The 21,224-nt window shown below is 60.0% G+C and carries 18 protein-coding genes; all 18 read left to right on the forward strand.

Translation table 11 applies throughout. From position 1 onward, the window contains the following. Positions 1-295 precede the first annotated feature (295 nt). The 18 genes from NBH09_RS06175 to NBH09_RS06260 all read left to right on the forward strand — a co-directional run bounded on the left by NBH09_RS06175 (position 296) and on the right by NBH09_RS06260 (position 21,224). Entirely contained in the window at positions 296-634 is a 339-nt protein-coding gene (locus NBH09_RS06175; protein WP_040358312.1) for a helix-turn-helix domain-containing protein, read from the forward strand. 178 nt (positions 635-812) lie between these two features. Further along, positions 813-2,474 carry a CTP synthase gene (pyrG, locus tag NBH09_RS06180; RefSeq protein ID WP_055286060.1) on the forward strand — a complete coding sequence of 554 codons (1,662 nt, stop codon included), beginning with the start codon at positions 813-815 and terminating at the stop codon, positions 2,472-2,474. A 2-nt stretch (positions 2,475-2,476) separates the two neighbouring features. Beyond that, a complete protein-coding gene (gene xerD / locus NBH09_RS06185; protein WP_171025140.1) occupies positions 2,477-3,418 on the forward strand; it encodes a site-specific tyrosine recombinase XerD in 942 nt (313 codons plus the stop codon). 462 nt (positions 3,419-3,880) lie between these two features. Further along, positions 3,881-4,315, forward strand: a complete 435-nt coding sequence (locus NBH09_RS06190) for a division/cell wall cluster transcriptional repressor MraZ (RefSeq protein ID WP_006234269.1) — start codon at positions 3,881-3,883, stop codon at positions 4,313-4,315. 20 nt (positions 4,316-4,335) lie between these two features. Then, positions 4,336-5,301: a 16S rRNA (cytosine(1402)-N(4))-methyltransferase RsmH gene (gene rsmH / locus NBH09_RS06195; RefSeq protein WP_082421863.1), complete on the forward strand. Its 966-nt coding sequence runs from the start codon at positions 4,336-4,338 to the stop codon at positions 5,299-5,301. Between the two features lie 90 nt (positions 5,302-5,391). Beyond that, on the forward strand, positions 5,392-5,862 hold the full coding sequence (locus tag NBH09_RS06200; RefSeq protein WP_022094483.1) for a hypothetical protein: 471 nt from the start codon (positions 5,392-5,394) through the stop codon (positions 5,860-5,862). Positions 5,863-6,122: 260 nt separating this feature from the next. Next, entirely contained in the window at positions 6,123-7,745 is a 1,623-nt protein-coding gene (locus NBH09_RS06205; protein WP_250787363.1) for a peptidoglycan D,D-transpeptidase FtsI family protein, read from the forward strand. Positions 7,746-7,871: 126 nt separating this feature from the next. Next, entirely contained in the window at positions 7,872-9,296 is a 1,425-nt protein-coding gene (locus tag NBH09_RS06210) for a UDP-N-acetylmuramoyl-tripeptide--D-alanyl-D-alanine ligase (protein ID WP_238057230.1), read from the forward strand. A 3-nt stretch (positions 9,297-9,299) separates the two neighbouring features. Beyond that, the gene (gene mraY / locus NBH09_RS06215; protein WP_117746963.1) at positions 9,300-10,319 is read left to right on the forward strand and encodes a phospho-N-acetylmuramoyl-pentapeptide-transferase; all 1,020 of its coding nucleotides are present in this window, start codon (positions 9,300-9,302) and stop codon (positions 10,317-10,319) included. Positions 10,320-10,328: 9 nt separating this feature from the next. Then, the gene (murD, locus tag NBH09_RS06220) at positions 10,329-11,735 is read left to right on the forward strand and encodes a UDP-N-acetylmuramoyl-L-alanine--D-glutamate ligase (RefSeq protein WP_250787364.1); all 1,407 of its coding nucleotides are present in this window, start codon (positions 10,329-10,331) and stop codon (positions 11,733-11,735) included. 35 nt (positions 11,736-11,770) lie between these two features. Beyond that, on the forward strand, positions 11,771-13,264 hold the full coding sequence (ftsW, locus tag NBH09_RS06225; RefSeq protein ID WP_238057235.1) for a putative lipid II flippase FtsW: 1,494 nt from the start codon (positions 11,771-11,773) through the stop codon (positions 13,262-13,264). Next, a complete protein-coding gene (gene murG / locus NBH09_RS06230; RefSeq protein WP_238057237.1) occupies positions 13,254-14,369 on the forward strand; it encodes an undecaprenyldiphospho-muramoylpentapeptide beta-N-acetylglucosaminyltransferase in 1,116 nt (371 codons plus the stop codon). Before ftsW ends, murG begins: the two co-directional genes overlap by 11 nt. A 97-nt stretch (positions 14,370-14,466) precedes the next feature. Further along, positions 14,467-15,885, forward strand: a complete 1,419-nt coding sequence (murC, locus tag NBH09_RS06235) for a UDP-N-acetylmuramate--L-alanine ligase (protein WP_250787365.1) — start codon at positions 14,467-14,469, stop codon at positions 15,883-15,885. Positions 15,886-15,890: 5 nt separating this feature from the next. Beyond that, positions 15,891-16,802 (forward strand): UDP-N-acetylmuramate dehydrogenase, encoded by a 912-nt coding sequence (murB, locus tag NBH09_RS06240; protein ID WP_118080347.1) that lies wholly within the window; start codon positions 15,891-15,893, stop codon positions 16,800-16,802. A 262-nt stretch (positions 16,803-17,064) separates the two neighbouring features. Continuing rightward, positions 17,065-18,027: a cell division protein FtsQ/DivIB gene (locus NBH09_RS06245; protein WP_250787366.1), complete on the forward strand. Its 963-nt coding sequence runs from the start codon at positions 17,065-17,067 to the stop codon at positions 18,025-18,027. Between the two features lie 198 nt (positions 18,028-18,225). Beyond that, the gene (gene ftsZ / locus NBH09_RS06250; protein ID WP_118080350.1) at positions 18,226-19,380 is read left to right on the forward strand and encodes a cell division protein FtsZ; all 1,155 of its coding nucleotides are present in this window, start codon (positions 18,226-18,228) and stop codon (positions 19,378-19,380) included. Positions 19,381-19,590: 210 nt separating this feature from the next. Further along, positions 19,591-20,391 (forward strand): purine nucleoside phosphorylase YfiH/LACC1 family protein, encoded by an 801-nt coding sequence (locus NBH09_RS06255; protein WP_161115577.1) that lies wholly within the window; start codon positions 19,591-19,593, stop codon positions 20,389-20,391. Continuing rightward, on the forward strand, positions 20,388-21,224 hold the full coding sequence (locus tag NBH09_RS06260; protein ID WP_055251678.1) for a phosphate ABC transporter substrate-binding protein: 837 nt from the start codon (positions 20,388-20,390) through the stop codon (positions 21,222-21,224). Before NBH09_RS06255 ends, NBH09_RS06260 begins: the two co-directional genes overlap by 4 nt.

Genomic DNA, 21,224 nt, shown 5'->3' on the forward strand with positions numbered 1-21,224 from the left:
GCGGCGGCGGTCGGCCCCATGCCGTCCTCCGTCGCCAGGAGGAAGAGCTCGACCTTCTCCCTGCTGTACATGCGAACCTCCAGTCCGGACCGCTTCACGGTCCAACTTTCTGTCCGCACCCCCTTTCGGCGAAAAATAGCCGTTTACCTGCCTAGAAACAATTTGAGCGGTATACAATAACCGTAACTGTTTCATCCTTAGCGGGATGCCGCATGATGGATATTACCTGCCATCGTGAGGTGTGTCGGTCGCGCACGGCGCGTTAGATGCTCGTGCTCGGTTTGAGGAGGCTGCTATGGCGGGCAAGGGTCGTGCGAGTGTCAACGATATGAAGCGTGTCGAGGTGCTGGTGTTGATGGAAATCGACCAGCAAACCGAAGACAATGGCGGGCCGTATGGTTTCTCGCGCAAAACGCTTGCCGAGCGCGTGGGGGTTTCGCCGTATCGTGCCCGCGCCGCAATCGATCGCTTGGATTCCGAAGGCATGATTGATGTCGTCTCGCGTTATAGCGACGACGGCGGTCAGCTTGCAAATGGCATTTGCCTCACCGAACGTGGCGAGTGGTATCTTGAGGGCGTCCGTACCGGCATGCTCGTTCAAGAAATGCTTGAGGACGAGGTTGCTGATCGATAGCAGCATGTAACCCTTGCCATAGCGACGCCGCCTGGGAAACCGGGCGGCGTTTTGTTTCAAGATTGAGAAATGCAATCGCACGCGAGAAAAATTGCGAACGGTCCGCGGCGCGAGTATTACAATGAAGACCCGTAAGATGTGGATAAACAACTTCTACGGGAAGCGCAGGTAACTCAATATGACCAAGCATGTGTTCGTAACCGGTGGCGTGGTTTCGTCCCTGGGCAAGGGTATCACCGCGGCCTCGCTGGGCCGTCTGCTCAAGTCGCGTGGCTACAAAGTAACGATGCAGAAGGCCGACCCGTATCTGAACGTCGACCCCGGTACCATGAGCCCGTTCCAGCATGGTGAGGTCTTCGTTACCGAGGATGGTTACGAGTCCGACCTGGACCTGGGTCATTACGAGCGCTTTATTGATGAGAACCTGACCCGCGATTCCAACTTTACGACCGGTGCCATCTACAAAAGCCTAATCGCCCGCGAGCGTCGCGGCGACTTTTTGGGCGGTACCGTGCAGGTGATTCCCCACGTCACCAATGCCATTAAGGACAAGTTCCGCCGCATCGAGGAGCAGACCGGCTCCGATGTAGTCATCACCGAGCTGGGCGGCACGATTGGCGACATCGAGTCCCAGCCGTTTGTCGAGGCCATCCGTCAGTACCGCAAGGAGGCCGGCCCCGAGAACGTCTGCTACATCCACGTGTCGCTCGTTCCCTATATCGCCGCCGCCCACGAGGTCAAGACCAAGCCCACACAGCATTCCGTCAAGGAGCTCCGCAGCTTTGGCATCCAGCCCGATATTATCGTGCTGCGCTCCGACCACCATATCGATGACGCTATCCGCGGAAAGATCGCAAGCTTCTGCGACGTCGACACCGATTGCGTCTTTACCAACGAGGACTGCGCGAGCATTTACGATGTTCCGCAGCTGCTTGCCGAGCAGGACTTTGACCTGCGCATTTGCGAGCGCCTGGGTCTGGACCCGCGTGAGCGCGACATGAGCGAGTGGAACGAGTTCCTGCGCAAACAGAATCACGCCAACCATCACGCCGACAAGGTGAAGATCGCCGTCGTGGGCAAGTACACGCAGCTGCCCGATGCGTACCTGTCGGTTATCGAGGCCCTGCACCATGCGGGCGTCTTCTACGATCGCCATGTGGACGTCCAGCTGGTCGACGGCGAGAGCCTCGACGAGCAGAATGTCTCCGAGGTTCTGGGCGACGCCTCGGGCATCCTGGTCCCCGGCGGCTTTGGCAAGCGCGCCCTGGAGGGCAAGATCCTCGCGGCCGAGTTTGCCCGTGAGCACAAGATTCCGTATCTGGGCATTTGCCTGGGTATGCAGGTGGCCGTGTGCGAATTTGCGCGCAATGTCGTCGGCCTTGCCGGCGCCAGCTCCTCTGAGTTCGATCCGGATGGCCCGTTTAGCGTCATCGATCTGATGAGCTCGCAGGAGGACGTGACCGAGAAGGGCGGCACCATGCGCCTGGGCGCCTATCCGTGCAAGCTCGCCGCCGATACCCTTGCTCGCGAGGCATATGGCGAGGAACTCGTCTACGAGCGTCACCGTCACCGCTTTGAGTTCAACAACGCCTTCCGCGACCAGCTCGAGGACGCCGGTTTGGTTATCTCGGGTCTGTCGCCTGACGAGCGCCTGGTCGAGATGGTCGAGCTGCCGCGCGACGTGCATCCGTGGTATGTGGCAACCCAGGCTCATCCCGAGTTCAAGAGCCGCCCGACCAACCCGCAGCCGCTGTTCCGCGAGTTCGTGCGCGCTTCGATCGGCCAGCACGAGGGTGTCGACCGTCTGCAGGTGACGCCCATGAACCTCGCTACGGACTAAGGGTGCCGGCGAATAAGGAACATACCGAAGCTACTCCCTCGTCGCTCGCCGTGGCGGCGGGGGAGTATCTCGATTACCTTGCGGTCGAGCGGGGTTTGGCGCGCAACACGATTGCGGCCTATCGTCGTGACCTGACGACGTACTGCGCCTATCTGGAGCGGGCGGGTATTGTGTCTTTTGAAGAGGTGACCCGTCAGGTCGTGGAGGGCTTTGTCGCCGACCGTCGCGATGGGGGCTATTCGGATGCCTCGGTGGAGCGTGCGCTTGCGGCCGTGAAGGGCCTGCATGCCTTTTTGGTGCGCGATGGGGCTGTGGCCCAAAATCCAACGGCGGCGTTGCGCCTGCCTAAAAAGGCTGAGCGTTTGCCGGAGTATCTATCGGTGGAGGATGTCTCGGCGCTGCTCGATCAAGACTTCCCCGAGGGCGAGATGGGCTTGCGCGACCATGCCATCTTGGAAGTGCTTTACGGATGCGGTTTGCGTGTGAGCGAGTTGGTGGGACTCGATGTGGGCGATATCCATATCGACGATGGCTTTGTGCTCGTTCGCGGTAAGGGCTCGAAGGAACGCCTGTCCCCGCTGGTGGGAAGCGCGGCGCGAGCTCTGACGCTTTATGTAACTGAGGGGCGTTCTCGCTTGGCGGCCCATGCCCGCGGAACCGAGACCTCGGCGGTCTTTTTAAATAAGAACGGCCGCCGTCTGTCGCGCCAGGGCATCCATGCCATCTGTGAGCGCTACGGGCGCCAGGTGGGACTGGTGGGGCTCCATCCCCATACGCTGCGTCACTCCTTTGCCACCCATATGCTTGCGGGCGGCGCAGACCTCCGTGTGCTACAGGAGATCTTGGGACATGCCGATATATCGACCACGCAGGTCTACACGCATGTCGATCGTACGCAACTGACCGAGGTCTATTTGGCGGCGCACCCGCTGGCACATCGTTAACACATCGCTGACCTGCATATTTATAGGTATTTGGGGACGGGCTCCAGATTGCCGCGGCGTGCTTTTGCGCGCGCATGGGCAATCTGGGGCCCGTCCCATTTTTCGCCACTTGGCGTCGCGGTGGTGGGCCGCACGGGCCTTGGGTGGGGGAGTTTGGGGGCGATGTGAACGGCATGTAAAGGGACGTAAAAATCGCCTCAAGGTCAACTTGAAGGTTGAGGTTCGCGGGTGTGGTTCTACAGGTGGCATCCCGCCGTTGCTGCAAACACAACATATTGTGTTTTCGAACATATGCTTGGGGGTGTTTTGCAATATATGGTGAGTGGAGTGGTGGGGCGGGGTGGGGGAAGGGGTGGGGAAAGGTGTTGAAAAATGGGGCGGTTCCCCATATTATTGATGACGTCGACAGGCGGGGTGGTTCCCCGCGTACGTGCCATCTGAGTAACCGAGGGGAGGGCGCACATGGGAATGACTGGTGCATACGAGCGCAATCTCGATGCAAAAGGTCGTCTGTCCCTGCCTGCACCCCTTCGCGAGGAGCTTGGAGAGCACGTTCGCGTGTTCAAAGCCCTGGATGTCGATGCTCTGTACGTGTTCTCTGCCGAGGCCTTCGATAAGTGGGTCGAAGGACTCTTCGCGGGTCGTGAGGGCCACGAGGGTTTTAACCCGCGTGACATTAATGACCAGAAGCTCATGAGGGCGATCAACAAGCGCACCACGTCGATGGACGTGGACAGCGCCGGTCGTATCGGTCTTTCCGAGTCTCTCCGCAAGCAGGCGAACCTCGACCGCGAGGTCACGGTTGTGGGCAACTACGACCACCTTGAGGTTTGGGATCGCGCCGCGGCCGATGAGGACGATGACGATGAGGCCCTGCTGGACCTCTTCTTCTCGTAAGGGCAAGGCACGGGTAACGGATGGAGCGTGGGATCTTGACACAAGAATATCGGCATGAACCTGTCATGCTCGGCGAAGTGCTTGAGTCGCTGCGGCTAAAGAGCGGCTCCGTTGTCTGCGATTGCACCCTTGGCGGTGCCGGCCATTCGGTAAAGATGGCCGCGCAGGTGGGGGAGACGGGCCTTTTGCTCGGCGTCGATCAGGACGACATGGCCCTCGAGGCCGCTGGCGCCCGTCTGGACCGCGAGGTTCCCGGCGTTCCGCACCGGCTGCTGAAGGGCAACTTCGGCGACTTGGACGAGCTGCTTTGCTCGGCCGAGGTGCCCGGGGTCGATGGCTTCCTGTTCGATTTGGGCGTTTCGTCGCCGCAACTCGATATCCCTGGCAGGGGCTTTTCGTATAACGAGGACGCCCCATTGGACATGCGGATGGATCCGGGTAATAACACCTTAAACGCAGCTGAGGTCATCAACACCTATAACGAACACGACCTCGCCCGGATTCTACGCGTCTACGGCGAAGAGAAGTTCGCCTCGCAGATCGCGCGCGAGATCGTGCGCCGCCGCGAGCAAGAACCGATCGAAACCACCGGCCAATTTGTCGAGATCATCAAGGCGGGTATCCCGGCTGCCGCTCGTCGGCATGGTGGACACCCGGCCAAGAAAAGTTTCCAGGCCATTCGCATCGAGGTCAATCACGAGCTCGATGTGCTCGAACGAGGGCTTGATGCCGCCACCAGGTGGCTCAACCCGGGCGGACGTATCTGCGTCATCTCGTATCACTCGCTCGAGGACCGTATCGTAAAGAACCACTTTAAGGAGATGAGCCAGGGGTGCACGTGTCCGCCGGAGATTCCGGTGTGCGTGTGCGGCAACGTGCCGATACTCAAGGTCATCACCCGCAAACCCCTGGTTGCCCAGCCTGATGAGGTTGAGCGCAACCCTCGGGCGAGATCAGCCAAAATCCGCGTGGCGCAGCGTCTGTAGGCGCGACCGCGCGATATTGGACCTCCCGCTCGCACCATAAACGAAGCTTAAACACACTACCAACGTACTCGGGATGGGAGGCGGCATATCATGGGCTACAACACTTCAAGCGCAGCACTCGCCTATGATATGAACGCCATGCCCGCCTATCGTGAGACGCCGCAGGCCCCCGTTGCTCCCCGTGAGCAGCGCACGCCGCGCTTTGATGTCTACACGGGCGCGGGCCGTCAGGCAAACCAGGCGGTAAGCCCGGTTTTCATGAGCGTTCTTAAAACGTTTTGCATCATTGCGGCTATCTTCATGACGATCGGCGTCGCCCGCGTGGCGCTCGCCGGCGTTACGGCCCAGGTGCTCAACAGCAACGCCGAGCTTACCAACACGCTCGAAAAGGCGACCGATGAGAGCTCCGACCTGGAGGTCATGCATTCGGTCTATGGCGCCGACACGCGCATTCGCGACCTTGCGGGCGCTTATGGCATGGTGGAGCCCAGCGAGAGCGTTACACTTGACTTTTCGCAGGATGCAGCCGCGGGCGCCAACGCGACCGCGACCGCTCAGTAGCAAGACGGTAGCTGAGTATGACAAATGACTATCGCCGCGGTTCCGATAGGGGCCGCGGTTCTGGACGTCCCTCGTCGCGGGGACGTTCTGGTTATCAAGGAACGGGTCGGCAATCTTACAACGCCGGGCGGTCCCGTGGCAACGACCCGGCGTCGCGACTTCGCGGCTCGGGCGGCCCTCAAGTGCATAACACCAGGTCGCGCAAGAGTTCGCCGACCGAATGGCTCACAGGCACGCCTCTGCCTCGCCGCAAAGCCGTCATGGGATTCATTGGGCTTGGCTTGGGCTTGGGCGTCTTTCGCCTTGCCGACTATCAGGTTGTCGAAGCCGATAAACTGCGCGAGCGTGCCGATGCGCGCCGCCTGCTTGCGCAGACCCTCTATGCCAAACGCGGCACCATCTACGACCGCAACGGCAACGTGTTGGCGTCGTCGGTCGAATGTCGCAACATCGCCGTGAACCCGCAGCTTGTCGAGGACGTTGACAAGACGGTGTCGGCGCTGGTCAAGGCAACTGGAATCGATAAAAAGACCTGCCGCAAGCTCGTTGAGTCCGATGGAACCTGGGTGTATATCAAGCGCCAGGTGGACGAAGACGATGCTGCGACGCTGGAGAAGAAGAACCTGCCCGGTGTGCTTTTTGAGCAGGCCATGAAGCGCGTATATCCATACGGCAATCTGGCATCGCAGGTGCTGGGTGTAGTGAATGTGGACAACGATGGCTTGACGGGTCTCGAAAAGCAATACAACAAGCTTCTGACCGGCACGAACGGTTCTCTCGTACGCGAGCGCGCGAGGGACGGCAGCTATATCGCGGGCGGTGCCTATAAAAAGGTGGCTGCGGTCGACGGCGTTGATATCGTGACGACGCTCGACGTCAATATCCAGCGTGCGGCCGAGGATGCCCTGGCAGAGGCAGTTGAGAAGACTAAGGCCAAGAACGGCTCGGCGCTGGTCACCGATCCTACGACAGGCGAGATTTTGGCAGCCTGCTCGTACCCGACCTACGACCAGACCGATCTGGAGAATGCCAAGACCGAGGATATGAATCTGCGCCTGGTCACCGACGCCTACGAGCCCGGCTCGGTCTTTAAGACGCTCGTGGCGGGCGCCGGCTTCGACTTGGGCGTCGTGCGATCGAGTACGTCGTTTGAGGTGCCGGCGAGCATCAAGGTGGGCGACGATACCGTCACCGATGCCGACAAGCGCGACTATGCCATGACCATGGATGTGCGCGAGATGATGCGCCGTTCGTCCAACGTGGGCTTTGTCCTGGTGGGGCGCAAGATCGGTGCCGACGACTTTGCCGCCTATGTGGACAAGTGGGGCATCGGTCACAGCTCGGGTGTCGATTTTCCGGGAGAGAGCCTGGGTATCGTCAAGGAGCGTGACCAGTATGACGGCGCCACGCTGGGCTCGATGAGCTTTGGACAGGCACTGTCCGTCTCGCCGATTGAGATCGCACGTGCCGTGGGCGGCATCGCCAACGGCGGCGTGATGATGACACCGCACTTCTATAAGTCCAGCAAAGGCGACGAGAAGGACTGGGGTGAAGGCGAGCGCGCGATTTCGGAGGACGCCGCATCCCAGGTGACATCGTGCATGCAGACGGTCGTGTCCGAGGGAATGGGCGTTGGCGGCGCGGTTGACGGCTATGACGTGGCGGGTAAGACCGGTACGGCCGAACGTGCCGACGAGAACGGCGGCTACCTCAAGGAGAACTACATGTCGTCCTTTATGGGCTTTGCACCGGCACAATCGCCCAAGGTGCTGTGCTATATCACGCTCGACGGAACGCCGAGCGGCTCAGATGCCGCTGCGGTGCCGTTCCAGTCCATTATGGCCAACGCGCTCGACGTGCTGGGTATCCCGCACACGAAGTAGGGGGTTACAATCTTTGGGGCGTTGTTTGTTGTCCCATATGAGGGTGTTCACATGCCCTGCACCACGCATGTGCGGCGCTGGGATACAATACGCCGATAGCATTATTAGGTTTACAGGGGAGCTGCAATGATAGAGATCGCCGTCAACAACCTCGCGGCCGCAACAGGGGCCCGAACCGTGACGGGAGAAGCCGATCGGGTATGCCGCGGGTGCGTTATCGACTCGCGCCAGGTCGAGGAAGGGACGATTTTCGTCGCCTTTCCCGGTGAAAACGTCGACGGCAATGATTTTGCTTCCCGTGCCGTCCAGTCGGGTGCCGGCGCCGTCGTGATGACGCGTGAGCCCGAGGCTGAGCTGGTCTCGCTGGCGCAGGACAAGGGGTGCGCCATCCTGCTGACCGATGATCCCGAGGAGTTTCTGCTGCGTTTGGCGCACACGTATCGCCTGGAGCTTGGCTGCCTGGTCGTTGGCATTACCGGTTCCATCGGCAAGACGACGACCAAGGACGTGCTCGCCGCCGTGCTCGCCAAGCGCTATCGTGTCTGGGCCACCAAGGGCAATTTCAATAACCTGATCGGCATGCCGCTCACGGTGCTTTCCGCTCCGGCCGATACCGAGGTCCTGGTGCTCGAGATGGGCATGAACCATTTCCACGAGATTGAGCGCCTGTCCCAGTCCGCCAATCCCAACCTTGCCATCGTAAGCAAGATTGGTACCTCTCACATCGGCATTTTGGGCAGCCGCGAGAACATCGCCCGCGCTAAGGCCGAGATTGTCCAGGGTATGTGCGCCGCCGGCGACTTCTTGCCGCTGCTGGTTTTGGGCGGTGAGGACGACTTTACGCCGTTCATTCGCGATACGTTCGCCCAGCCTGCTGGTATCGATGTGATGCTGGCCGGCGTCTCGGACGATGATGAGGTCCGTGCCCGCGACATTCGTGTTGATGACGAGGGACGTCCGGTCTTTACGCTCGATTTTGGCCAGGGTGAGACGATCGATACCATGCTTGCCATCCCCGGCGTGCAGTCCGTTCCTAATGCCGTTAAGGCCGCCGCGGTTGCCTATCGCTTGGGCGTGACGCCCGAGCAGATCGATGCTGCCTTTAGGGGCCTCACGATCACCGGTCGCCGCCAGGAGATCAAGCGCGCCAAGAGCGGTGCCCGCGTCATCGACGATTCCTATAACGCCAGTGCCGAATCCATGGCTGCTGGCCTCGATCTACTGTGCTCGCTTTCGTGCACGGGGTCTCGCATGGCGATCCTGGGCGAGATGGGCGAGATGGGCGATGAGGCTCCTCGCATGCATGAGCTCGTGGGCGCCTATGCGGCCGCCAAGAAGCTCGACATGCTGGCGTGCGTGGGTGGTGAGCTGGCCCAGCTTATGGCCGATGCCGCGCGCATGATGGGCATGGACGAGGACCGCATCCAGGTGTTCTCCGATTATCAGCAGGTGCTCGACCGCATGGGCGGCGCGCTTGAAAAACATGATGTTGTACTGGTCAAGGGTTCCCGCTTTGTTGAGCTCGACCGCTTTGTGGAAGGTGTGTGCTAGCCCATGTTCGGCAATCCCTCGTATCCAACGTATCAGGCTTTTTTGGGGCTTGGCATCGCCGCTGCCATTGCGCTGCTGCTCATGCCGTGGTGGATCAAGCTGCTGAAGGTCGAGGGTATCGGCCAACAGGTCCGAGCCGACGGCCCCAAGCGTCATTTGATTAAACAGGGTACGCCGACCATGGGCGGCGTCATCATCCTTGTTGCGATTTCGCTGACCTGCCTGCTGATGGGCAAGCTCACCACCGAGCTCGTGCTCGTGCTGCTCGCCACGCTGGCGACCGGCGTGCTGGGCCTGATCGACGACCTGACCTCCGTTACGCATGGGCGCTCGCTCGGTCTGACGCCTCATGCCAAGATGATCGGCCTAACCATTATCTGTGTCACCTTTACGGTACTTGCCGTTAACTGGTGCGGCGTCGCCCCCGAGATTCGTTTTCCCGGCGGCCTGACGATTGACCTTGGCGTGCTTTCGACCACCATCTGCGGCCTTTCGTTCCCGTGGCTCTACATTGTCTTTTGCTGGCTGATGATCGCCGGTCTTTCTAATGCCGTGAACCTGACCGATGGCCTTGACGGTCTTGCTGGCGGCACCTCCATGATTGCCATGCTCGCCATGGCTGCCATGGCGTTTTTGCACGGAGACGTGAACCTGTCCATCTTCTGCACCGCGTGTGCCGGTGCCTGCTTGGGCTTTCTGTGGTTCAACTGCTATCCGGCGAGCATCTTTATGGGCGATACCGGCTCGCTTGCCCTGGGCGCCGCGTTTGCCTGCACGTCCATCATGACCAACACCGAGGTCGTCTCCCTCATCATCGGCGGCCTGTTTATCGTTGAGACCCTGTCGGTCATGATTCAGGTTGTCTACTTCCACTTTACGCACAAGCGCGTCTTCCTTATGGCGCCCATCCATCATCATTTCGAAAAGAAGGGCTGGGCCGAGACCAAGGTCGTCATCCGTTTTTGGATTATCGCTGCGGCCTTTGGTGCCGTTGGCCTTGCTCTGTTCTTCCAGTTGGGATAGTGGTCTTTCATGCCTCTTGCTGATGTCTTTAGCCTGCTCGTTTTGGGTCAGGGCAAATCCGGTCTCGATGTCGCCCGCTGGGCGCTGGCACATCCCGAGCGCGTAAGCGCCGTTACCGTGTATGGCGGCGGCACCTCTGAGCCCAATGACGCCACGCGTGCGCTCGAGGCTGCTGGTGCGTCGTTTGTCTATGGGACCGAACAGGTCGAGGGCGCCTATGACGTATGCGTGACGTGCCCGGGCATCTCGGAGTTCTCGGGCTTCTTTAAGGCCGGGCGCAATCATGCCGCCCAGATTATGGGCGAGCCCGAGTTTGCCTATCGTCTGTCGCCCGATAACTGGATTGCCATCACGGGCACCAACGGCAAGACGACCACCACGTCGCTGACGGATTATCTGCTCAAGGCTGCCGGCGAGGCCAGCGTTGCTGTCGGCAACATCGGCGAGCCGCCGGTCAACGAGATTGACGGCCGAGCCCACAACGAGTGGTTTGTGGCTGAGCTCTCGAGCTATCAGATTGCTACGACCACCGAGCTCCACCCCCGCGTGGCGGTTCTGCTCAACATCACTCCCGACCACTTGGGCTGGCATAAGAGCCATAAGAACTATGCGCTTGCCAAGGTCAAACTGTTTGACAATATGGTCGATGACGATCTGGTGGTTGTCGACGTCGAAGACGCCGGCATTCACGAGTTCGATGAGTACATCTACACGCCGGGTCGTCGCATCTGCAAGGTTGCCTTTGACGAGCCTGAGGGCGAGGATGCCGCCTTTGTGCGCGATGGCAAGATGATCGTGCGTCTGAAAGGCGTCGAGACCCCGCTCATCGCTACATCCGAGCTCAAGATCTCGGGCCATCACAATGTTATCAATGCCCTGTGCGCTGCCACGGCTGCCTTGGCGGTCGGTGCCGATGTTGATGGTGTCTGCCGCGGTCTTGCCTCGTTCCAGCCGCTCGAGCACCGCGTGGAGCCGTGTGGCGAGATTGACGGCGTGCGCTACGTCAACGATTCCAAGGCGACTAACACCGATGCGGTCGAGAAGGCGCTGACGGCATTTCCCGATGACGACGTGATCTTGCTGCTCGGCGGCCACGATAAGGGCACGCCGCTCACGGACTTCGCGCGCGTCGTTATGGACAACGTGCGCTCGGTCGTCTGCTTTGGCGATGCGCGCGAGCGCTTCACCGCCGCTATGGACGAGGCCGATGTCGATGGCGATGTGGATATCGCTCAGGCGGATGATCTGCGCGACGCCGTGGACGTTGCCCGTTCGCTTTCGAGTCGTGGTGACGTGATCTTACTTTCTCCTGCCTGCTCTTCGTTCGATGAGTTCTCGGGCTATGAGGAGCGCGGCCGCGTGTTTAAGGACTACGTGGCTCAGCTTGCCGCTACAGCGAAATCACAAATGGAATAGGGGTTGCGGTGAGAGAGGAGAGCCCCCGACAAGGTATGAGGAGGCCCGACTCGGACCGTGCTTCCTCACGTCGCATCACACCGCGTTCCAGCCGCGGCGGGCAGTCGTTTAGCGAACGCTATATTGCCGGCGTTCCCGCCCGTATCATGCGCCCCCGTTTGATATTCATGGCCTGCCTGTTTACCTTGGTATGCTTTGGCCTGCTGATGGTGTACTCGGCGTCTTCGGTCGAGGCGCTGCACGAGAATGGCTCGGCGACGTTTTTTCTGGGTCGACAGGCCGCGTTTGCCGTGGTCGGTGTTCTAGCGCTGATTGCCATCGTGCGCGTTTTGCCGGACAGCTGGTTTGGGGAGGATGTGCTCAGGATCTTCCTTATCGGCATGATAGGGCTACTGCTTCTGGTGTTCTTGGTGGGCAGCGGCAGCCGTGGCGCCACGCGCTGGCTCAACATCGCCGGTATTCAGTTCCAGCCTTCCGAGTTTTTAAAGCCATTTGCCATTGCGTATTCGGCCATCATGCTTGATCGCTTCTTTTCGCCCGGTGGCAACATCAACGAATTCCTTCGCAAGATGGGCATCTACCTGGGCATTTCGCTCTTTCTGATCTTTATCCAGCCCGATTTCGGTACTGTCCTGATCATCCTGTTGACCCTCATGTGCATGGCGTTGTTTGCGGGTCTCGACCCCAGATTTATCATCGGCGTGCTAATCTTCGGCATTCTCGTGATCGTGATTGCGCTTGTCGCAGAGCCGTACCGTATGGTGCGCATTCAGGTTGCCTTGAACCCTTGGGCCGACGAGTATGGTGACGGCTATCAGGCCACGCTTGCCATCATGGCCTTTGCCTCGGGCGGTCTGTTCGGCCGTGGCATCGGCAACTCAACCATGAAGTACTCGTATCTTCCCGAGGCGCACAATGACTACATCCTGGCCATCATTGGCGAGGAAGTCGGTTTTGTCGGAACCGTGCTGTTCTTCTTGGTGTTTGCGATGCTGATCTACTCGGCGTTTCGCATTGCCGAGCAGGCGACCGATCGTCGGGGCGCGCTTATGGCGTCTGGCTCCGCGGTCATTCTCGCGGTGCAGTTTTTGATTAACGCGCTGGGCATCCTCAACGTGTTTCCCATGACGGGCAAACCGTTGCCGTTTATTAGCTACGGCGGTTCGTCGATTATCGTGTCGCTTATGCTCGCCGGTCTGATCCTGCGCGTTTCGTATGAGAGCGCCCGTCGCGATGAGTACGACCGTCGCCGCGAGAGCTTTGCCGTTATGGACGAGAGCACCGCTGGCGTGGCCCATGTGCGCGGTGAACGACCTTCGCGTAGCGGCTTTACCGTTCTTGATGGTTCTCCATCCGAGCCGGCAGCTCGTCCACGCCCGCGAATGGCTCCGCAAGGTCGTCCTCAGCGCCCCAGCCCTCGCAACGCGGGCGGCGGATATAATCGAATCGATTTGAACTCGGACCCGTCGGCGCGTCTGCGCACCGACGACCAGGGACCGCGTGTACGAAGGGACTACCATGACCGATAAGATGACCGTTGCTATCGCAGCCGGCGGTACGGCGGGACATATCAACCCCGCACTCGCCTTGGCCGAGGAGCTGCGTGACCGTGGCCACCACGTTGTATTTGTGGGTCAGTCGCACAAGCTCGAGGGTCGTCTGGTTCCCGAGGCTGGGTTCGATTTTGTGCCGATTACGGTTACGGGCTTCGACCGTTCTCGCCCTTGGACGGCGTTGAGCTCGCTGTGGCGTGTCTATAAGGCGAAGCGCGCGCTCGGTAACCATTTTTCAAAAGCCTGCAAGCCCGATGTCGCCATAGGTTTTGGTGCCTATGTCGAGGTTCCGCTGCTGGGGTGGTGCAAGGGCGCAGGCGTTCCGTATCTGCTGCATGAGCAGAACTCTGTTCCGGGCCTGGCCAACAAGATGATGAACTCCCACGCCGCCCGCGTGTGCATCTCGGTGCCGGCAGCGCGTTCGGTCTTTGAGCGCGAAGGTGACCCTGACCACGTGCTCATGACCGGCAACCCCGTACGTCGCTCGGTAATCGAAGGCGATCGCGCTCGCGGCCGCAAGGCACTTGACGTTCCCGAGGACGCTACGCTGCTGCTCGTCTTTGGCGGTTCACTTGGCGCCCAGCACCTCAACGAGCGCGTGGTTTCGCTCAAAAACGAGCTGCTTTCGCGCAAGAACCTCTATGTGTTGCATTCGACGGGTGCCGACGGCTTTGAGGAGACCGAGCGCGCTTTGGCGCTGACGCCCGAGGAGGCGGAGCGTTACCGCGTCCAGCCTTACATCGACAACATGGGCGATATGCTGGCTGCTGCCGATTTGGTGCTCTCGCGTTCGGGCGCATCGAGCGTGGCCGAGATCGCTGCGCTCGCCGTGCCCTCGGTGCTCGTGCCGTATCCGCATGCGACGGCCGACCACCAAACCACCAATGCCCGTTATCTGGTCGACGCCGGGGCCGGTGTGCTCTGCGCCGATGCCGATATCGACGGTTCTGCCTTTGCCGATGAGCTGCTGCACTTGGTCGATGACGCGGCGGCGCGCGACGCCATGCGTCAGGCGGCACGTGGTCTGGCTCAGGATAGGGCCGCCGCTCTTCTGGCGGATGCGGTAGAGGGTTTGCGTTAGTTAGACGGGATATCGTCGGTCGCCCTCGCGCTGATGCGGTAGGTGCGGTACAGTTAACGGGTTACAGGCAGTGTTTACGCAAGGAGTACACGAGCACATGGCTGATTCCCAGACTGCAACCTCCGCGCCCGAGTTTAAGAGCGCCCACTTTATCGGTATCGGCGGCGCCGGCATGAGCGGCATCGCCCTCGTTCTGCACGAGCGCGGTTATGCCGTTACCGGCTCCGACCTTAAGACGTCACGTTATATCCGCCAGCTTACCCGCGCTGGTGTGAAGGTGCATGTGGGCCATGAGGCCGCCACGATCGACGAGGTCAAGCCCGACGTGGTTGTTGTCTCCACCGCTATTCCGGAGTCCAACCCTGAACTCGTGCGTGCTCGCGAGCTTGGTATTCCCGTGTGGCCCCGTGCCAAGATGCTCTCTGCTTTGGGCCACGGCTACACCACCGTCGCTGTTGCCGGCACGCATGGCAAGACCACCACGTCTTCGATGTGCGCCACCATGCTCGACCGCATGGGTCTGGATCCGAGCTTCTTGATCGGTGGCATCGTCGAGGGCTATGACACGAACGGCAAGAACGGCTCGGGCGACTACTTTGTCGCCGAGGCCGACGAGTCCGACAGCTCCTTCCTGTTCCTGAACCCCAACGTGGTCATTGTGACCAACGTCGAGGCCGACCACCTCGATCACTACTCGGGTATCGAGGAGATCGAGGCAACTTTCGCCAAATTCATGAGCCTGGTGGGCGAGGACGGCACCGTCATCGTCTGCGGTGAGGACTCGCATCTGGTCGAGCTCGCCAAGTCGACGGGCCGTCACGTGCTTTCCTACGGCTTTGCCGAGAGCAACGACATCGTCTGCATGCACCCGGATGTCAAGGGCATCCAGAGCGACTTTATCGTTCGCTTTGAGGACGGCACTGAGCATGCTGTGGAGATCAAGAGCAATCCCGGTCGCCACAACATGCTCAACGCCACGGCGGTACTCACCGTCGCCCATGTCCTGGGCCTTGACATCGACGCCGCCGCCAAGGCGCTCTCGAGCTTTGAGGGCGTCCGTCGTCGCTTTACCCACGTAGGCGATATCGATGGCATCACCGTGGTCGATGATTACGGCCATCACCCCACTGAGATCAAGGCGACGCTTGCTGCCGCTTCGTCGCTGGGCTACAAGCACGTCGACGTCGTGTTCCAGCCGCACCGCTATTCGCGTCTGCAGGCCCTTTGCGACGACTTTGCCGATGCATTTGCCAATGCCGATAAACTGCTGCTGATTGATGTGTTCTCGGCTGGCGAGATGCCCATCCCGGGCGTCACGTCCAAGATGCTTGCCGATACCGTGCGCGCCAAGCATCCCGGCAAGGAGGTCGTGTACTGCTCGAGCCGTCTTGAGCTCAATGAGGAGCTCGAGAAGATGGTGGGCGAGGGCGATCTGCTGCTTACCATGGGCGCCGGCGACGTCACGACGGTCGGCCCCGAGTTCATCGAGTATCTGACTGCCAAGAAAGACGCTTAAACCCCATGGGTCTGTTTAACGCCGTCATGGCGCTTTCGGGCATGATCGATACGGACATAATTGAGGATGAACGCCTCGCGCGCCATACGAGCTATCGTATCGGCGGCAAGGCGGACCTCTTTGTGACGTGTCACAGCTATCATGCCTTGCGTCGCGCCGTGGCGGTGCTCGATCGTGAGCAGGTGCCGTGGGTCATTATCGGCAAGGGATCTAATCTGCTTGTTGCCGATGCAGGCTATCGCGGCGCCGTCATTTCGTTGGGGCGTGAGTTCCAGCGTACGGTTGTCGCCGAAGACGGTTGTACGCTGACGGTCGGTGCGGGCGTGATATTCGCTCGCCTAGTCAACGACGCGCTGTCGCGCAGCCTTTCGGGCCTTGAGTTTGCGGTCGGTATTCCCGGCTCCGTTGGCGGCGCCGTGTCCATGAATGCCGGCACGCGAACCGAGTGGATTGGCTCGCTGGTCGAAGATGTCGTTACGTTTGACCCGAGCTCCGGCATCAAACATTACGCGGGCTCGGAGATCGCTTGGGGCTACCGTGAATGCAGCCTGCCGCGTAACGAGATCATTCTGGAGTGCGTGCTCAAGCTCAAACCTGCGCCCAAGGCCGATATCCGTGAACGTATGGAGCGGTACCTGACGCGGCGTAAGCGCACACAGCCCATGGGCTGTGCATCCTGCGGGTCGGTATTTCGCAACCCGCCCGATGCGAGCGTGGGCAAGCTTATCGAGGATTGTGGATTAAAGGGTTTTTCGGTTGGCGGCGCGGAAGTTTCGCCCGTACACGCTAATTTTATCGTTAATAACGGAACCGCCTCGGCCGATGACGTGGCCGCGGTTATCAGACATGTGCACGGAAAGGTGAGGGAGGCGTATGGCATCGAGCTCAGACCGGAAGTTAAATTCCTCGGCTTCTAGAGCATCGAAACCAACCTTCCGCCGCGCCGGAGGGCGTTCCGGCGCACCGTCTCAGCCTCAACGTAAATCCGTTATGCCTTCTAAGCCTGCTGGGTCCGTGCGGCCTGCCAAGCGTTCGACTGCCGGTTCGCAGCTTGGCGGACGCCCCGCGGCCAAAAATGTTGCTCGTCCGGTGGCACGTCCCTCGGTGACGCCCAAACCGGCGATGGGCGCCATACCTTCTCGCCCCATAGCGTCGCCCAAGCCCTCGTTGGGGGCAAAGGTGACGCGTCCCGGTCGCGCGCTGGGTGCATCTAAGCCACGTATGCTGACGTCGGTGTCGGCCTCCGCAAAACCGCAATCGGGCAAAAAGGGCTCTAATCCGTTGTCATCGATCGGCGCCCTGGCAAATCATGCGGCGGGTGCCGCTTCTGCCGTTAAGGGCAAGGGCAAAATCGTGGGCGGCATCCTTGCCGCTCTGGCAGCGCTTGCAGTCGTTGCCGTCGTCGTCATTAACTCTGGCCTGTTCGCCGCTACCGATATTCAGATCCAGGGCAGCGAGCATGTGACCAAGCACGATGCCATCCAGCTGATCGATCTGCCCGAGAACACGTCGCTGTTCAATGTGAATCCCGACCAGATCACCGAGGGCCTTAAGCAAAATCCGTGGGTCTCGGGCGTGGATGTCCAACGTCAATTTCCTCATACGCTCATCATCACGCCGACGGAACGCAAGGTTATCGCAATCGCCTACATTAGCTCCGACGATCTTGCCTGGGCGATCGGGGACGATGACACATGGATTGCACCACTGTCTACCTCGGTCGATGTTGACGACCAGGGCAATGTCATTACAACGGGGGAGGGTGCCAACACCCTAAACGGTATCGATGCCGCCCTGGCACTCGCTAAACATTACGGTGCCGTGCTGTTGACCGATGTCTCGGCCGATGTCGCACCGGTTTCGGGGCAAGCCGTAAATTCCAAGGCCGTCAAGGCCGGCCTGGATTACGTCCGCGGTTTCTCGAGCGAGTTCCTGGGCCAGGTCAAGGATATTTCCACGCCCTCGGTCGAGGCCATCTCGGCGAATCTCGATAACGGTATCGAGGTGTCGCTCGGAGATTCGGACGACATTGCCAAAAAGGAGCGTATCGTGACCAAGCTGCTTTCGCAGGTGGAGGGCGTGACGTATATCAACGTTCGATCTCCTGGCAACTATACGTTTAGGAACGCACCGACCTCGTAGCGTTTTCTGGCCTTTGTTGACGGGGCATACCGCGCCGTTTATCTGGTTTGTTTGGTTTTCACCGTCAATTATTTGACTGATACGTTCATAATGTGCAAACATAATACGGTTTACCTTTGCATTTACTTTCAACTTGAAGGTTAATGTGCGCAGGGGTCAACCCATGCTATGGCAATAACCTTTGTTCGGAGGACCGACATGCACGAGACAGAGATCAACAACTACCTTGCCGTCATTAAGGTGGTCGGCGTCGGCGGCGGCGGTACCAACGCGGTCAATCGAATGATCGAAGAGGGTATCCGCGGCGTCGAGTTTGTTGCCATCAACACCGATGCTCAGGCACTCGCGATCTCTGATGCCGATATCAAGGTGCACATCGGCACCGACCTTACCCGCGGCCTGGGCGCTGGCGCCAACCCCGAGGTCGGCCGTAAGGCCGCCGATGAGTCCCGCGACGACATCGCCGAGGCGCTCGCTGGCGCCGATATGGTGTTCATCACCTGCGGCGAGGGCGGCGGCACCGGTACCGGCGCTGCCCCCATCGTTGCCGATATCGCGATGAACGAGGTCGGCGCGCTGACCGTCGCCGTCGTGACCAAGCCCTTTACGTTTGAGGGCCGCAAGCGCAAGAAGAGCGCCGAAGAAGGCATTAAGACGCTTTCCGACTGCGTCGACACCATGATCGTTATCCCTAACGACAAGCTGCTCGACATCGCCGAGAAGAAGACCACCATGCTTGAGGCCTTCGCAATCGCCGATGGCGTCCTTTCCCAGGGCACCCAGGGCATCACCGACCTCATCACCGTCCCCGGTATCATCAACCTGGACTTCGCCGATGTTAAGACCATCATGAAGCAGGCCGGTACCGCCATGATGGGTATCGGTACCGCTTCTGGGGACACCCGTGCCGTCGACGCTGCCCAGCAGGCTATTTCCAGCCCGCTGCTCGAGAGCTCCATCGATGGCGCTACGCGCGTCCTGCTTTCCATTGCCGGTTCCAAGGACCTGGGTATTCAGGAGATCAGCGACGCTGCCGACGTTGTCGCCAACGCCGTCGACCCCGAGGCCAACATCATCTTCGGTACCGTTGTCGACGAGTCCCTGGGCGATCAGGTGCGTATTACCGTCATCGCTACGGGCTTCTCCGACTCCAACGTCAACCGTCAGGACGAGCTCTTCGCTGCACAGCAGTCCCAGAGCAAGGCCGCTGCTTCTACCGAGCCGCAGCGCACCGCTCCGGCCACCAGCCCGGCTCAGGCCGCTCCGACCCGCAACGTCGGTGGCACCGAGCTTCCTAACTTCGGCAACGATCAGTTCGAGCTTCCCGACTTCCTGAAGCGCGGTAGCTTCTAAGTCGTTCTTTGCATTGTTGTGCACAGGGGCGTGTCCGTATGGACGCGCCCTTTTTATTTCGACTTTGTAAACTAGAACCTCCAATCTCTTTACGTTCCCTTTACGATTGCCTCCAGCGCAGCAGGTATCCTTTTAGAGAAGTATGACAGCCGTATAAACGCGGGCTGTAGCGGCGATGCCGCGGTACTTGTGTTATTAGGAGGCTTTAGTATGGCAGCACGTGCGGACAAAGTTTCGCGTGTCGACCATGATGGAGTTACGTTGGTGGAGGGCGCGACATCCGATGTTCGCTTTGCCTTCACCGAGCGCGCCGGTGGCGTTTCCGAAGATGCGTACTCCTCACTCAACTTGGGCTCGCATGTTGGCGATGATCCCTTTGCTGTTCAAGAAAATCGTCGCCGCGCACTCGAGGCTATGGGTGCCGCGGAGTGCGAGCACAACCTGCTCGTTCCCAATCAGGTCCATGGTGACCATATCGTTGCGGTGACCTCGAATGGCGCCGATGACCTTGAGGACGTCCGCGAGCAGATTGCCGCGGGCTGCGATGCCATCGTCTGTACGGCGCATAACGTGCCCGTGCTGCTCTGCTTTGCCGACTGCGTTCCCGTGGTGCTGGTGGCCCCTGGCGGATTTGCCGTGGTACACTCCGGTTGGAAGGGCACGATTGCACGTATTTCTGCCAAGGCGTGCCAGGCGCTTTGCGATGCTGCCGGCTGCGATGCGGGCGACGTTTCCGCCTATATCGGCCCCCATATCTTGGGTGACGAATATGAGGTATCCCAGGAACTCATGGATCGCTTTGCCGCCGAGTTCTCTTGCATCGATGCGAGTACCTCTCGCATGCTCGATCTTTCCGCTGCCATTCGCGAGGCGCTGGTAGATGTCGGTGTCGACGCGGATGATATCGTGGATACCCAGCTTTCGACCGTGCGTCAGAACGACCGCTTTTATTCCTACCGTAACGAGGACGGCACCTGTGGGCGCCATGCTGCGATCGGCGTGATGCTATGAGAAAGATCGTATCGGTCCTGAGCGCCGCTGTGCTTACACTTACGCTGTGTGCCTGTTCTTCGGGATCTTCTACCTCTTCCATTACCGTCGCTGGCTCCACGACCTGCCTTCCTATCGCCGAGATTGCGGCCGAGGGCTTTAAGGAGGAGACCGGCATCGACGTGCTCGTTTCCGGTTTGGGTTCTTCCGCTGGCATCGAGGCCGTCAGCGCCGGCACGGCCGATATCGCCAGCTCCTCCCGTGGGCTCAATGCCGACGAACAGGATCTGGGCCTGACCCCCATCGTAATTGCCCACGACGGTATCGCGGTCATCGTGAACGACGATAACCCGGTCGATAACCTCTCGACCGAGCAGCTCCGCGATATCTACGCCGGCAAGATTACCAATTGGAAAGAGGTCGGTGGCGAGGACCTGAGGATTCAGGTCATCAACCGAGACGAGGCGTCCGGTACGCGCGAGGCCTTCCGTACCATCGTGATGGATGGCACGCCGTTCGATCGCCGCTCGGCTGTTCTTTCGGGTACGGGCCAGGTGCGCGACGTGGTATCTCGTTCGCGTGGGGCCATCGGCTACATTTCGCTGGGCTTCGTCGATAGCCTCAACGCCAAGACCTCGGTCAAGGCCGTCTCGGTCAATCATGTTGAGGCGTCCGAGAAGACGGTCGCGAGTGGCGGCTATCCCATCTCGCGCGACCTTTACTTCTTTGTGAAGGGTGCGCCTTCGCAGCAGGCGCAGGATTACATCGACTACGTGACGTCCGAAAAGATGGACAAGCAGATTCGCGAGGCGGGCTTTATTCCCGTCACCAACGACGAGAAGGGGAGTGAGTAG

It is taken from the genome of Collinsella sp. BG-O-102 (genome assembly GCF_023656745.1).
In the GTDB taxonomy this organism is placed as follows: Bacteria; Actinomycetota; Coriobacteriia; order Coriobacteriales; family Coriobacteriaceae; genus Collinsella.